Here is a 14,151-nt window from a genome sequence, read left to right on the forward strand (position 1 = left end):
CAGGCTGTCCGACCCGGACGGAATCCGAGTGTCTGCCGGGACAGCGTGCCTCCGCTCGCTCGCCCGCCCGCAGCTCAGCGCGCCGCTACCCGCGCGACGGCCGGGCACCGTCGGCCACGGGGACCGAACGCTACTGCCAGCTGGGCAACCACAACTCCAGGCGCCACCACCACATGGGGATCGGCGCGGCGGTGAGGATGGGCCACAGCCACGCGAAGTTCAGCACCACGAGGCTGGTGTAGAGCACCACGAGCCAGCGGCCCAGCTGCAGGCGTTCGAAGCCGAAATAGCGGGCGCGGCCGTCGAGGCCCATCACCTCGCGGCAGATCAGCGCGATCATGATGCACAGGAAGGGCATCAGGGTGAGGGCGTAGAAGTAGTACATCTGCCGGTCGAGCGCCACGAACCACGGCAGGAACGTGACGAAGTACATGGTGACGGGCGCGGCGTAGGCCCAGTCGCGTTTGACGAACACCTTCCACAGCGCCCACAGCACCACCGGCACGGCGATCCACGTGAGCGCCGGGGTGCCCACGGCCATCACCGCGCGCACGCACGGGCCGTCGCCGCACATGCCGCCCGACTGGTCCGCCGTGTAGTGGTAGAGCATCGGCCGCAGGCCCATCGGCCACGTCCACGGCTTCGACTCCCAGGGGTGATGGTTGCCCGCGGAGTTGGTGAGGCCGTCGTGGAAGTCGAGGATCGACTGCTCGTAGAAGATCAGCGAGCGCAGCGCCGCCGGCACCCAGCCGAACGTCCCGCCTTCGGTGACCTGGTTGCCCACGGCGTAGCGGTAGACCGACGTCTCGGACGCGAACCACGGCCAGAACGTGCCCAGGTACACCAGGACCGGAAGCACGGCCAACGACATGCCCGACGGCACCAGGTCGCGCCGCAGCACCCCGAGCCAGGGCCGCTGCACGTCGTACTCGCGGCGATTGGCCACGTCGAAGGCCAGCGACAGCACCAGGATGCCGATGAGGAAGTAGATGCCCGACCACTTCACGCCACACGCCAGCCCCACCATCAGCGCGGCCGAGAACCGCCACCAGCGGAAGCCGAAGCGCGGCCCGTACACGCTGTCGTGGATGCGGCCCTCGATCGCGGCGGTGTGGAGGCGCCGCCGCATCTGATCGCGGTCGACGAGGATCATCGAGAACGCGGCGAACCCGAAGAACACCAGGAAGATGTCGAGCAGCGCGACGCGGGACGAGACCATCGTGAGCCCGTCGCAGATCAGGAACAGCCCCGCGAGCCCGCCGATCAGCGTCGAGCGGCTCAGCCTTCGCGCCGCCCGGATCACCAGGAACACCAGCAGCGTGCCGCACACCGCCGACATGAACCGCCAGCCCAGCGGTGTGTACCCGAACAACCACTCGCCGACCGCGATCATCCACTTGCCCACGGGCGGGTGCACGATCAGGCCGAAGCCCGGGTTGTCCTCGATCCACTGCCCGCCGGTGAGCACCTGCCAGCCCTGCGGCGCGTAGTGCTTCTCGTCGAACACGGGCGTCTGCACGGCCTGCGTGCCGAGGAACCCGGCGTTGCTGGGGTAGCCGAGCGTGAAGAACCGGGTCGCGGCGGCGACCGCCGTCAGGATCAGCGTGACCGTCCAGCCGAACGCGCGGTCGGTGGCGCCGAAGACCGCGGGCGGGAGCGTCCGCCCGGGGCTCGCCATCGGCCGGTCGGGGCCCGGCGCGGCCCTGCCTTCGGGGGTTGCCACAGCGGTCACGCGACCCATCGTAGGGTGTGACCCGTGGGATCAGACGGAGCGAGCGGTGTCTTGATCGTCGCCGGCGTACCGATGGGCAACCCGGGTGACGCCACCGCGCGACTGATCGCGGCGCTCGGCTCCGCCGACGTGATCGCCGCCGAGGACACCCGCCGCGCCCGCTCGCTGGCCGCCGCCCTGGATGTGGAGCCGCCCGGCCGCGTGCTCAGCTTCTACGACCACAACGAGGCCGGCCGCATCCCCCAGCTGCTCGCCGCCCTCGAAACGGGCCAGACGGTCCTCCTGATCACCGATGCCGGCATGCCGTCGGTCTCCGACCCCGGATACCGCCTGGTCGCGGCGTGCGTCGAGGCCGGTCTCCGGGTCACCTGCCTGCCCGGGCCGTCGGCCGTCACCACCGCCTGGCCCTGTCCGGGCTGCCCGTCGAGCGGTTCCAGTTCGACGGTTTCGCCCCGCGCAAGTCCGGTGCCCGGCGAGCTTGGCTCGCCGAACTCGTCACCGAGCGGCGGGCCTGTGTCTTCTTCGAGTCGCCGCACCGCCTGGCCGAGACGCTGGCCGACGCGCGCGACGTGCTGGGGCGGACCGTCGGGCCGCGGTGTGTCGCGAGCTGACCAAGACGTACGAGGAGGTCCGGCGCGGCGCGCTGGGCGAGCTCGCCGACTGGGCCGCCGACGGGGTGCGCGGCGAGATCACGGTCGTGCTCGAGGGGGCCGCCGCGGTCGCGGCGAACCCGGAGGACCACGTGGCCGCGGTGCTGCGCCGCGTCGATGCGGGGGAGCGGCTCAAGGACGCCTGCGCCGCCGTCGCCGCCGAGACCGGCGCGTCCAAGCGTGAGCTCTACGAGGCCGTGCTCGCCGCCCGCTGACCCGCGTCGGGCCGGGCCGCCGGCCGCGTCAGGAGCAGGCGCAGCGCGCCCACCACGACGATGCCGCCGACCGCCATGTCGAGGTAGTGGCAGGCCATCGCGCCCAGGTAGGTGGGCCCGCCCCACGCGTTGACGGTGAAGTTCGGGTCCAGCCCCGCCAGCACCTGCACGCCCGCCCGGAACGCCGCGAACATCAGCACCCCGAGCAGCGGGACGGCCGCGAGCAGCCGGGCCGGCGTGACCGCCGGGACACGGGGCGGCCACCGTCGGACCCGGATCGCGACGATGAGGGCCACCCCGACCACGGCCACCACCGCGTGCTGCGGCCACGCCGCGGTCCACGGCACGAAGCCCGCGACGACCGGGTTGCGCCGGGTGTAGAGGAATCCGCCGAACGCCAGGCCCGCCACGAACGCGAGCGCCGAGCAGGGGAACCGGCGCAGCGCCGGGATGCGGAGAACGGTCACGAGGGCAGCGTCGCGCGCCGGGACGCTCGGGCGCCTCACCCGTGCGGGGAGATTGCGGCCGCGCCGGGAACCCGACGATCGACGCCGCCTTGTCCAGGCACTCGCGCCACTCCGCGTCCGGCTCCGAGTCGATGGTGATGCCGCCGCCCACGCCGAGCCGTAGCGCACCGTCGCGGGCCTCGACGGTGCGGATCGCCACGTTGAGGTCGAGGCCGGTCAGCGGATGGTCGATGCCGAGCGCGCCGCAGTAGGTGCCGCGGGTGTGCCGCTCCCACGCGGTGATGCGAGTCCGGGCGGCGAGCTTCGGGGTGCCCGTGATCGACGCGGGTGGGAACGTCGCGTCGAGGAGGTCCGCGCGGGTGGTGCCTGGGCGCTGCCGGGCGGTGACGGTGGAGACGAGGTGCCAGACCCCGGGCGCGGGCTCCACGCGCAGCAACTCCGGTGTCCGGACGGTGCCGGTTGCGGCGACCCGGCTCAGGTCGTTGCGCACCAGGTCCACGATCATCACGTTCTCGGCGACGTCCTTCACGCTGGCGCGCAGGTCCTCCGCGGGCTCGGCGAGCGGGAGCGTGCCCTTGATCGGGCGCTCAGTGAGCAGGCCGTCGCGTTCGGCGAGGAAGGTCTCCGGGGAGAAGGACGCGACGGCGCCCCAGTCGCCCTCGAGGTAGGCCGCCTTCGCGGGCGCCGTCGCGGAGGCGATGTCGCAGAACATCTCCAGCGGCGCGCCCGTGAGCGTTCCGTCGAACCGGGTGCACACGTTCACCTGGTAGACGTCTCCGGCGCGGATCGCCTCCTGGCAGGCGAGGACGGCCGCGCGGTGGTCGCTGCGGTCGGGTGCGGTCCACGCGGCGGTCCAGGGGCGCGGCACCGGCGCCGTCGTGGGGATCGGGAAGGCGGGATCGGTGCAGGTCCAGCGGCCGTCGTCGGTCAGGAGGAGCAGGGCGCCGGGGTCGCCGCCGATCACCTCGGGGACCAGCCGCGGGTCGCCGGTCACGTCCGGATAGCCGATCACGCCGAGCCACGGTCCGCCCTGCGGGTGCGCGCCCGGGCGGAGCTCCGGATCCGGTGCGATCACCGCCCGGAATCCACCCCACGAGCCGAGCAGCGCCGCGGGGCGGTGGCCGCGTTCTCGCAGCGCCCGCAGCATGTCGACCGGTTGCACCGCGCCATCCTGTCACGTCCGGCCGACTGGATCCGCGATGCAGATCCCACAATGGATCGGGGAGGGATTGGGTGGGTTCCCCCATCGACATCGGCCGCGGATCGCGGGAGGCTGGGTACATGGGAGAGGACGTGCGGACCATCGACGCCGGCACCGCGCTCGGCGGGCGCCTGTCCTGGGCGCACATCGGGGTGGGCGCGCTGAGCAACGTGGTGTTCGCCATCGACGGCGAGTTCGCGCGCAACGCCACCGCGGAGCCCACGCCGGACACGTCCGTGATCGGGGTCGACTACGACCTGGTCTACGTGGCCTACGGCCGCGAGATCGTCCGGTTCCAGCTGGTGTCCGACGGCACGGTGGTGGCCATCGACCCGATCCCCGCGATCCTGGCCCGCCTCCTCTCCGAGGCCGACCTGCCGCGCTGAGCTTCGGCTACCCGAGTACTCATGGTTCGTGGTCGGTGTTCCGGAGGTGATCGCCGTCCGCGGGGGTTGACCCGCCTCGGGAAACGTGCTTGCCCGCACCCTGCGGCGCACCGATAAGCTGACGCCATCATGGCTGCAGACAAGGCTTTCTTCCTCACCACGGCGATCGCGTACCCGAACGGCGTCCCGCACATCGGGCACGCGTACGAGTACATCGCCACGGACGTCATCGCGCGCTTCAAGCGCCTCGACGGCTTCGACGTGTTCTACCTGACGGGCACCGACGAGCACGGCCTCAAGATGCAGCAGACCGCGGCGAAGGAGGGCATCGAGACCAAGGCCCTCGCCGATCGCAACGCCGCCGCCTTCGAGGCGCTGCAGCGCGCCGTGGGCTCGACCTTCGACCGCTTCATCCGCACCACCGACGCCGATCACTACACCGCGTCGAAGGCCATCTGGCAGAAGATGGTCGACGCCGGTGACATCTACCTGGGCAAGTACTCGGGCTGGTACTCGGTGCGCGACGAGGCGTACTACGCCGAGGACGAGACCACCGTCACCGAGAACGGCGTGCGCGTGTCCACGGAGTCCGGCACCGAGGTCGAGTGGACCGAGGAGGCGTCCTACTTCTTCAAGCTGTCCGCCTACCAGGACCGGCTGCTGCAGCTGTTCGAGGAGCGCCCCGGCTACTTGGAACCTGCCACGCGCCGCAATGAGATCGTCAGCTTCATCAAGGGTGGCCTCAAGGACCTGTCGATCAGCCGCGACACGTTCGACTGGGGCGTCCCCGTCCCCGGCGACCCGGACCACGTCATGTACGTCTGGGTGGACGCGCTCACCAACTACCTCACCGGCGCCGGCTACCCGGACACCGAGTCCGAGCGGTTCCAGACCTACTGGCCGCCGAAGCTGCAGATCATCGGCAAGGACATCATCCGCTTCCACGCCGTCTACTGGCCCGCGTTCCTCATGAGCGCCGGCATCGAGCTGCCCGAGCGCGTCTTCGCCCACGGCTTCCTGTTCAACAAGGGCGAGAAGATGAGCAAGTCGGTCGGCAACGTCGTCGACCCGCACGCCCTCATCGCCGGGTACGGTCTCGACGCGCTGCGCTTCTTCCTGCTCCGCGAGGTCAGCTTCGGCCAGGACGGCAGCTACAGCCACGAGGCCATCGTCGGCCGGATCAACGCCGACCTCGCCAACGAGCTGGGGAACCTCGCGCAGCGCTCGCTGTCGATGATCAACAAGAACTGTGCGGGTACGGTCCCCACGCCGGGCCCGTTCACGCAGGACGACGATGCCCTCCTCGCCAAAGCCGACGGCCTGCTGGCGCGCGTGCGCGGCCACGTCGACGACCAGGCCCTGCACCTGTACCTGGAGGCGATCTGGGAGGTCCTCGCCGACACCAACCGGTACTTCTCGGCGCAGGAGCCGTGGAAGCTCAAGGCCTCCGACCCGGACCGCATGGCGACGGTGCTGTACGTGACCGCCGAGGTGGTTCGCCAGGTGTCGCTGCTGCTGCAGCCGGTGATGCCGGAGTCCTCGGAAGAGCTGCTCACCCTGCTCGAGCAGCCGAAGGACCAGCGCACGTTCGAGGCCGTCGCCACGCGCCTGCGGCCCGGCACGGCGCTGCCGAAGCCGCAGGGCGTGTTCCCGCGCTACGTGGAACCCGAGGCCCAGTAGCCGCGGGTCCCGCGCCTACGGGTTCGTCACGAGGATCGCGTACTGCGCGGCGACTTTGTGCTGCGCCTCGGTCAGCGTGTCGGCCGACAGGGTGAACATCCACCTGCCGGCGCGCCCGGAGCAGCCGAAATAGGTGTCGTCGCCGGTGTACTCGGTGCAGCTCACGGTCGTGATTCCGGCCGGACCCGCCGCCGGCCTGCGGTTCGTCGTCGCCTTGGTCTTCTCGAGGTCGTCGAGCAGCGTCTGCGCGGCGCTGGAACTCCGCGTGCGATAGATGATGGCCGCGCCCTCACCCACCAGGTCGACCCCGGCCTTGCGGTACAGCTCACCGTTGTCGATGTCGCGGATCTTGTGCAGCAGCATGGTCAGGCCGTAATACGAGTTCGACAGGCTCTGCACCAGCGGGGACGAATCCTCGTAGAGGGTGCGCGCCAGCACGCCGTCCTTGTCGCCCGGCAGCGTCTGGATCGCCGCGACGGGCGTGGGCGTGAAGGACTTCACCTTCGGCACTTCGAGCTCGTACGCCTTCGAGACGAAGCGAGTGGCCTCGGCGGTCGTGGGAGCGGTGCCGCTCACGTTGATCACGAACGGGCCCTCGACCCGGTACGAGTCCACGGTGCCGGGCTTGAACTCGGTGGCGAACACGCGGTCGATCCCGACGACCCGGCGCAGGGAGCCGGCGCCGGCCTCGACCGCCGCGAGTGCCTTCGCCGCGACCTCGGGCGAGTCGAACCGGTACAGACCGATCCGCATCGCGACGGTCGGTTCGTCGAACGCGTCGCCGCGCGTGGTGGTCATCCCCACCCGCATCTCGTTCCGGGTGAACGCCTCGGCCGTGGCGTCGGGGACGCGCGAGTTCAGCTGAGACCCGCGCAGCACCGGGTACGAGCGCAGGCCGGCGCCCCCGATCGTCAGCCTCGGGTCCACCTCGTTCACCTGGATCAGGGCCTCCGCCATCCTGTTGCCCTCGATCACCCACGCGTTCTCGGTCGACGGTGGCGGTACCTCCCGGGTCGTGGTGGGGTACTGCCCGAAGTCCAGTCCGACCGGGACGACGGGCCCGGGGGAGTTCCCGGCACTGTCGGTGGCGACGCCCGACACCGTCGTGCTGCACGCAGTCACGGCAACGGCGCACGCGACCAGGGCGAGCGCGGCGCGGTTCACTGGTTCTTCGCGAGGATCGTGTACTGCGCGGCGGCCTTCTGCTGCACCTCGGTGACGGTGCTACCGCCCATCGTGGCGAGCCACCGTCCGGCGGTCACGATGCAGAACTTGTTGCCGACGTCGCGGCGGTCGAAGCACTTCGCGTCGGGCAGCTGCGCGGGGGCGGCGATCGGGTCGCCGGTCTTCGCGTTGATCGCGGCGAGGTCGGCGGCGAGCTGTGTCGCGGCCGCGACATCGCGAGTGCGATAGACGGCGGCGTCGCCCTCGCCGACGGCGTCCACGCCGGCCTTGCGGTACACATCGCCGTTGCTGATGTCGCGGATGCGGTGCAGCAGCCCGTTGATGCCGTAGACGTTGTTGTTGAGGTTGGCGGTGTACCTGTTCGTGTTCGAGCTCGGCAGGGTTCGTGCGAGAGCGCCCTCGATGTCGCTCGGCAGCTTCTGCACCTCCGACACCGGCGTCCCCTTGAACGATTGAACCTTGGGGACTTCCAGCCGGTACGCCTTCGTCACCAGCGTCGTCGCCTCGTCCGTGGTCGGCGCGGTGCCGCTGATGTTGATCACGAACGGGCCCTCGACGCGGTAGGAGTCGACGGTGCCCGGCTTGAACTCGGTGGCGCTCACGCCGTCGGTCCCGGTGATCGTGACCTTCCGCGCGTTCCTGGTCGAGGTCTGCACCATCTCGAGGGCCTTGGTGGCGTCCTCGGCGGACGCGAAGCGGTACAGGCCGATCCGCATGGCGACGGTCGGGTCTTCGATCTTGTCCCCGCGCGTGGTTGTCATGCCGACCTTCATCTGCCGGGCGAGGAACGCGGCCGCGGTCGCGTCGGGCACGCGGCTGGACAACTGGTCGCCGCTGAGCACGGGGAACGAGCGCAGGCCGGCGCCGCCCAGGATCATCCGCGGATCGACCTCGTTCACTTGGATCAGCGCGTCCGCCATCCGGTTGCCCTCCATCAGCCAGGCCCGGTCCGCGGTCAGCGGCGCCTGGGCCGTGGTGGTCGTCGGGAACGTGCCCGTGTCCAGCCCGGCGGGCACGGTCACCGTCGGGGCGGCCGACGGTGCCGTCGCGCTCGCCGGGCCCGAGGTCGCCGTGGTCGCCTCGCCTCCCGTGCTGGTGCTGCAGGCCGCGAGCAGCGCGGCGCCGGCGATCAGGGCGGGCAGGGCCTTCGTCTTCATCTGTTTCTCCTCGTCAGGGTGCGGTCACGAGGAGACCCGACGTCGCTTCGGTGCCGCTTAACATCGGATTAAACATGGCCTGACCGACGTCAGGTGTACGCGGTACCGGAACAATGGGCCGCATGGGTAAGAAGAAGCCGCCGCCTCCGCTGCCCGAGCCGCTGCCGGGCCTCGTCGACGCGCACACGCACCTCGACGGCTGCCGCGCCACCACGCCCGAGGCCGTGCGGGAGCTGGTCGACCGGTCGGCCTCGGTCGGTGTCGACCGCGTGGTCACCGTCGCGTGCGACCTGGACCAGGCGCGATACGTCATCGACGCCTCCCGCTGGGACGAGCGTGTCTTCGCCGCGGTGGCCCTGCATCCGACGGACGCGCACCAGCTCGAGGCCGACGGTGCCCCTGCCGAGCTCGAGCGCCTGGCGTCGGATCCGCGCTGCGTGGCGATCGGCGAGACGGGGCTGGACTGGTACTGGCTGGGCAAGCGGGAGGGCGTCGCGACGCCGGAGCAGCAGCACGCCGCGTTCGAGTGGCACATCGACCTGGCCAAGCGCCTGGGCAAGCCGCTGATGATCCACAACCGCGAGGCGGACGCCGACATCCTGGCCGACCTCGACCGGTTCGGCGCCCCGGAGACGGTGATCTTCCACTGCTTCTCCGGCGATGCGGCGATGGCACGCGCGTGCGTGGATCGCGGCTACGTGCTCAGCTTCTCGGGCACCGTCACCTTCAGCAACGCGACGGAGCTGCAGGAGGCGGCGCGCCTGGTTCCCGAGGATCAACTGCTGGTCGAGACCGATGCGCCCTATCTCACACCCCATCCGTACCGGGGCACCCCGAACGAGTCGTACTGCGTGCCGTACACCGCCCGATTCCTCGCTGACCTGCGCGGAGTCTCCGCGGAAGCCGTCGCGGCCGCCACGACGGCGACGGCGAACCGTGTGTTCGGCGCCACATTCTCGGCCGGAAAATGAACAGTCGGTGGCACGGGCCGCGAATCTCCGTTACCGTACCGTGATGTAACGGCGACCTTATCGTCGCCGACGCGCAGCCTTTGCAGTCCACCCATGGGAAGTCACCAGTGCCTGAGCTCTTTGCAGACGACAACGCCACCACGGAGGATCAGCAGGCTGCGCACCCGCAGGGTAGCGGGGTGCGCACCGCGGAGTTCGACGTCAACCGTGTCTACAACCGGTTCAGCGCGATCGACGAGAAGACCGTCGATCTTGAGGTCGACCCCGAACTCGCCGAGTTCGAGGCCGACTTCGACGACATCGACGTGGTCGACACCGCCCCGGCCCCGGTGGAGCCCGCCGTGTACGACGAGGACGATCTCGTCGAGACCGACGACGCCGAGGCCGACTCGGCACCGTCGGAGGAGCGCCGCGAGCCGGGCGGGCTGCGCACCGCCCTCGACTCGCTGAACAACCGTCCCGTGCAGGCCGTGACCGGCGCGATGCTGATCGCGCTGATGGCCACCGGCGGCACCGCGATCGCGATGTACGAGGATGTCACGATCACCGTCGACGGGCAGACCCGCGAGGTCTCGACCATGAGCCGGTCGGTGTCGTCGATCCTGGAGTCGGCGGGCATCGAGGCGGGCGAGGGCGACGAGGTCACCCCCGCCCTGAACCAGTCCGTCGCCGCGGGGCAGCCGATCACCGTCCAGCACGCCCGTGACATCGCGGTCAACGTGAACGGCAAGGTCCGCACCGTCAAGACCACCGATCAGACGGTGGGCGCTGCGCTCGCCGACGCCGGCCTGGGCGACGCCAAGAACTTCGTCTCGCTGCCGCTGGACGCGCAGGTGCCGCTGACCGGCGCCGCCGTCTCGGTGGTCACCCCGGTCGCGGCCACGGTCATCGACAGCGGCAAGACCGTCCGGGCGGACGCCGCCGGGCGCACCGTCGGCGAGTACCTCGCCAAGCTGGGCGTCCCGCTGATCCAGAAGGACACGGTGACGCCGAACGCATCGTCGCCGGTCAAGCCGGGCATGACGATCAAGGTCACCCGCGACCGCGTCTCCGACGTCACGGTCACCGAGAAGTACGTCGCGCCGCCCAAGAAGGTCGACGATCCGAAGCTGACCAACGGCAAGACCCAGGTCGTGAACCCGGGCAAGCCGGGCACGCAGGAGGTCCAGTACCGCGAGCACGTGGTCGACGGCAAGGTCGTCTCGCGCGAGAAGATCACCTCGAAGGTGCTCGACGCCGGCGTCGCGGGCGTCACCGCCGTCGGCACCGCGCCGGGCGCGCCGTACGTGGCCCCGGGCTCGGTCTGGGACCGCCTGGTGCAGTGCGAGTCCACGGGCAACTGGGCCATCAACACGGGCAACGGCTTCTACGGCGGCGTCCAGTTCACGCAGCAGACGTGGATGGCGTTCGGCGGCGGCAAGTACGCTCCCGCGCCGATCTCGCCACCCGCGAGGAGCAGATCGACATCGCCCGCAAGACCCTCGCCCAGCAGGGCTGGGGCGCCTGGCCCGCGTGCTCGGCGAAGCTCGGTCTGTACGGCAGCGCGGGGTAAGTAGACTCAGCCGCTGTGACCGGCGCCGAGTTCAAGAATCAGGCACGACTGCTCGGCCCCGCGGAGATCCGCGCGCTGGCCGGGCAGTTGTCCGTTCGCCCCACGAAGACACTGGGCCAGAACTTCGTCCACGACCCGAACACGGTCCGCAAGATCGTCGCGGCCGCCGACGTGCGCCCCGACGACGTCGCGCTCGAGGTGGGCCCCGGCCTCGGCTCGCTCACCCTGGCGCTGCTCGACGCCGCCGCGGCCGTCACCGCGATCGAGATCGATCCCGTCCTCGCCGAGCAACTCCCGGCCACGGTGGCCGACCGCGCCCCGGAGCTGGCCGGGAACCTCACCGTGATCGGCGAGGACGCGCTCAAGGTGTCCGGTGCCCAGGCGGGCGTCTCGGGCCCGCCGACGGTCCTCGTCGCGAACCTGCCGTACAACGTCTCGGTCCCCGTACTGCTGCACCTGCTCGCCGAGGTTCCGACGCTGCGCACGGTGCTGGTCATGGTCCAGCTGGAGGTGGCCGACCGGCTCGCGGCCGCGCCGGGGTCGCGGGTGTACGGCGTACCGTCGGTCAAGGCGGCGTACTACGGGCGCGTCCGCAAGGCGGGCACCGTCGGGCGGGCGGTGTTCTGGCCCGAGCCGAACGTCGAGTCGGGCCTGGTGCGGATCGATCTGCACGGCCCCGACGGCCGCGCCGATGTGGACCGCACCCAGCTGTGGGCGGCCGTCGACGCGGCGTTCGCGCAGCGCCGCAAGACCCTGCGCGCCGCTCTCGCCGGGTGGGCCGGGTCTCCTGCCGCGGCCGAGGAACTGCTCGTCGCCGCGGGCATCGACCCGCGGGAGCGGGGCGAGAAACTGGGGATCGAGCAGTTCGCCGCGCTCGCCCGGGCGAAGACGCTGCGCGGTTCCGCGCCGTCAGCGCCGTAGGGTGGACCGCGTGTTGTCCGTCGTTCCCAGCTCGCTGACCGTGCGTGCGCCAGCCAAGGTGAACCTCCATCTCGGCGTCGGCGACGTGCGTCCCGACGGCTACCACGAGCTGATCACCGTGTTCCAGGCGTTGTCGCTGCACGACGACGTCACGCTCACGCCGTCGGACGCGCTAGCGCTGCACGTGTCGGGCGAGGGCGCCCGTGACGTGCCCACCGACCCGACCAACCTGGCGGCCCGGGCCGTCGTGGCGCTCGCGGAGCGCTACGGCCGCGACGCGTCGTTGCGCATCGACATCGCGAAGGGCATCCCCGTGGCGGGCGGCATGGCGGGCGGCTCCGCCGACGCGGCGGCCGCGCTGCTCGGCGCCGCCACCCTGTGGGGCCTCGACATCGGGCGCGACGAGCTCGACGAGGTGGCCGCGACGCTCGGCTCCGACGTTCCGTTCTCGCTGCACGGCCACACGGCGCTCGGCACCGGCCGCGGCGAGCGCTTGATTCCCGCGCTGGCGCGGGGTGAGTTCCACTGGGCCCTGGCGCTTGCTCGGGAGGGGCTGAGCACCCCTGCGGTGTACCGCGAGCTCGACTACCTCCGCGAGGTCGGTGATCCGCCGCGGGCCGGCAGCCCCGACGCACTGCTCGCGGCCGTCGCCTCGGGCGATCCACACCGGTTGGCGCCCCTGCTGGCGAACGATCTGCAGGCCGCCGCGCTCTCGCTGCAGCCGGCCTGCGGCGCACGCTGCGGGCCGGAATGGAGGCGGGTGCACTCGCCGGCATCGTCTCCGGCAGTGGCCCCACCTGCGCGTTCCTCTGCGCGAACGCCGACGATGCCGTGGACGTGGGCACCGAGCTCGCGGGCGGCGGCGTCTGCCGGACGGTGCGGGTGGCCTCCGGCCCGGTGCCGGGCGCCACCGTCGTACCGTAGGCGCGACCCTCACCCTTCTCGGAATCGGGGCCGCCGAGGCCTTGCGGTATACCCCCCAGGGGTATATATTCGGTTCAGATACCCACTGGGGGTACCCTGACCGAGGAGGAATCATGGACGGCCGGAAGACGACGCGGCGCACGATGAACCCCGCGGCGAAGCTCGCGGTCTACGGCGCCGGCCTCGTGGTGGCGTTCGGCGGCGCCTACGGCATCGCCGGCGCCGTGGTGCCCGATGCCGTCGTCGCCCAGTGGAACGCCCCGGCGGATGAGGGGCACGGCGGGCACGGTGCCCCGGCCTCTGGGCCGGCCACGACGACCGCCGGGCTGAAGGGCGTCGCCCTCAGCGCCGAGGGGCTCACCTTCGCGCCCGTCAGCGCGCCGCGCGCGGTGGGGGAGGCGGGCACGCTGAGCTTCCGCATCGAGGACGCCGCCGGCGCTCCGGTCACCGACTACGCGACGACGCACGAGAAGGATCTGCACCTCATCGTCGTGCGGTCCGACGGTGCGCTGTTCCGGCACGTCCACCCGACCCTCGACCGCGCCACCGGCACGTGGTCGCTACCGTGGAGTTGGGCCGAGGCGGGCACCTACCGCCTCTACGCCGACTTCGCGCCCGCGACCGGTGCGGCCGTCACGCTGACGCGCACCGTCGAGGTGGCGGGCGGCTACACGCCCGCCGATCCCGCACCGTCGCGCACCGCGCAGGTGGACGGCTTCAGCGTGACCCTCGACGGTGACCTCGTCGCCGGCGCCTCGAGCCCGGTGACACTGCGCGTCACCCGCGACGGCGCGCCCGTCACCGCGCTGCAGCCCTACCTCGGCGCCTTCGGCCACCTCGTCGCGCTCCGCCAGGGCGACCTCGCCTTCCTGCACGTGCACCCCGAGGGCGCCGAGCCGAAGCCCGGCGACACCGGCGGGCCCACCATCACCTTCCAGGCGCAGGCCCCCACCGCGGGCCGCTACCTGCTGTACCTGGACTTCCAGGTGGACGGGGTGGTGCGCACCGCGAGCTTCGTGCTCGACGCGGGCGCGTCCGCGACGCCGCAGAACCCCACGGCCCCCACCGCTTCCGTCCCGCCGGCCGACGGCCACGGCGGGCACTGACCAT

At 71.5% G+C, this 14,151-nt stretch carries 9 protein-coding genes and 4 pseudogenes; 8 read left to right on the forward strand and 5 right to left on the reverse strand.

Annotation, left to right across the window (positions count from 1 at the left end):
- Nucleotides 1–130: 130 nt before the first annotated feature.
- Nucleotides 131–1,741 carry a dolichyl-phosphate-mannose--protein mannosyltransferase gene (locus tag MTP03_RS04470; RefSeq protein WP_248490907.1) on the reverse strand — a complete coding sequence of 537 codons (1,611 nt, stop codon included), beginning with the start codon at nt 1,739–1,741 and terminating at the stop codon, nt 131–133.
- A 63-nt stretch (nt 1,742–1,804) separates the two neighbouring features.
- Here MTP03_RS04470 and rsmI point away from each other — a divergent pair.
- Nucleotides 1,805–2,597, forward strand: a pseudogene (gene rsmI / locus MTP03_RS04475) (16S rRNA (cytidine(1402)-2'-O)-methyltransferase).
- On the opposite strand, the gene MTP03_RS04480 reads toward rsmI, so the two are convergent.
- Together MTP03_RS04480 and MTP03_RS04485 are read right to left on the reverse strand one after the other, a co-directional pair.
- Nucleotides 2,570–3,064, reverse strand: a complete 495-nt coding sequence (locus tag MTP03_RS04480) for a hypothetical protein (protein ID WP_248490908.1) — start codon at nt 3,062–3,064, stop codon at nt 2,570–2,572. The pseudogene rsmI and the gene MTP03_RS04480 sit on opposite strands and share 28 nt — an antisense overlap.
- Nucleotides 3,065–3,173: 109 nt before the next feature.
- A pseudogene (locus MTP03_RS04485) lies at nt 3,174–4,211 on the reverse strand (aminodeoxychorismate synthase component I); the annotation flags it as partial.
- 86 nt (nt 4,212–4,297) lie between these two features.
- Here MTP03_RS04485 and MTP03_RS04490 point away from each other — a divergent pair.
- Both MTP03_RS04490 and metG read left to right on the forward strand, forming a co-directional pair.
- Nucleotides 4,298–4,651, forward strand: coding sequence for a hypothetical protein (locus MTP03_RS04490; protein ID WP_248490909.1), 354 nt, complete (start codon nt 4,298–4,300; stop codon nt 4,649–4,651).
- A 129-nt stretch (nt 4,652–4,780) separates the two neighbouring features.
- The gene (gene metG, locus MTP03_RS04495; protein WP_248490910.1) at nt 4,781–6,331 is read left to right on the forward strand and encodes a methionine--tRNA ligase; all 1,551 of its coding nucleotides are present in this window, start codon (nt 4,781–4,783) and stop codon (nt 6,329–6,331) included.
- A 15-nt stretch (nt 6,332–6,346) separates the two neighbouring features.
- Here metG and MTP03_RS04500 read toward each other — a convergent pair whose 3' ends face one another.
- Nucleotides 6,347–7,495, reverse strand: coding sequence for a hypothetical protein (locus MTP03_RS04500; protein WP_248490911.1), 1,149 nt, complete (start codon nt 7,493–7,495; stop codon nt 6,347–6,349).
- Nucleotides 7,492–8,673, reverse strand: coding sequence for a hypothetical protein (locus MTP03_RS04505; protein WP_248490912.1), 1,182 nt, complete (start codon nt 8,671–8,673; stop codon nt 7,492–7,494). Before MTP03_RS04505 ends, MTP03_RS04500 begins: the two co-directional genes overlap by 4 nt.
- Nucleotides 8,674–8,795: 122 nt before the next feature.
- Here MTP03_RS04505 and MTP03_RS04510 point away from each other — a divergent pair, with 122 nt between their 5' ends.
- From MTP03_RS04510 to MTP03_RS04535, 5 genes and pseudogenes are all read left to right on the forward strand, one after another.
- Nucleotides 8,796–9,644 carry a TatD family hydrolase gene (locus MTP03_RS04510; RefSeq protein WP_248490913.1) on the forward strand — a complete coding sequence of 283 codons (849 nt, stop codon included), beginning with the start codon at nt 8,796–8,798 and terminating at the stop codon, nt 9,642–9,644.
- A 578-nt stretch (nt 9,645–10,222) separates the two neighbouring features.
- Nucleotides 10,223–11,196 (forward strand): annotated as a pseudogene (locus tag MTP03_RS23090) (transglycosylase family protein).
- 15 nt (nt 11,197–11,211) lie between these two features.
- On the forward strand, nt 11,212–12,117 hold the full coding sequence (gene rsmA / locus MTP03_RS04525; RefSeq protein ID WP_248490914.1) for a 16S rRNA (adenine(1518)-N(6)/adenine(1519)-N(6))-dimethyltransferase RsmA: 906 nt from the start codon (nt 11,212–11,214) through the stop codon (nt 12,115–12,117).
- Nucleotides 12,118–12,127: 10 nt separating this feature from the next.
- Nucleotides 12,128–13,041: pseudogene (locus tag MTP03_RS04530) on the forward strand (4-(cytidine 5'-diphospho)-2-C-methyl-D-erythritol kinase).
- A 143-nt stretch (nt 13,042–13,184) separates the two neighbouring features.
- Complete coding sequence (locus MTP03_RS04535) at nt 13,185–14,147, forward strand: heavy-metal-associated domain-containing protein (RefSeq protein WP_248492037.1); 963 nt, start codon at nt 13,185–13,187, stop codon at nt 14,145–14,147.
- The last annotated feature ends 4 nt before the right edge of the window (nt 14,148–14,151 follow it).

Source organism: Tsukamurella sp. PLM1, from assembly GCF_023168325.1.
In the GTDB taxonomy this organism is placed as follows: domain Bacteria; phylum Actinomycetota; class Actinomycetes; order Mycobacteriales; family Mycobacteriaceae; genus Tsukamurella.

Coding starts and splice junctions, on each gene's coding strand:
- MTP03_RS04470 (WP_248490907.1), bottom strand. CDS start 1,741: ATGGGTCGCGTGACCGCTGTGGCAACCCCCGAAGGCAGGGCCGCGCCG.
- MTP03_RS04510 (WP_248490913.1), top strand. CDS start 8,796: ATGGGTAAGAAGAAGCCGCCGCCTCCGCTGCCCGAGCCGCTGCCGGGC.
- metG (WP_248490910.1), top strand. CDS start 4,781: ATGGCTGCAGACAAGGCTTTCTTCCTCACCACGGCGATCGCGTACCCG.
- MTP03_RS04505 (WP_248490912.1), bottom strand. CDS start 8,673: ATGAAGACGAAGGCCCTGCCCGCCCTGATCGCCGGCGCCGCGCTGCTC.
- MTP03_RS04535 (WP_248492037.1), top strand. CDS start 13,185: ATGAACCCCGCGGCGAAGCTCGCGGTCTACGGCGCCGGCCTCGTGGTG.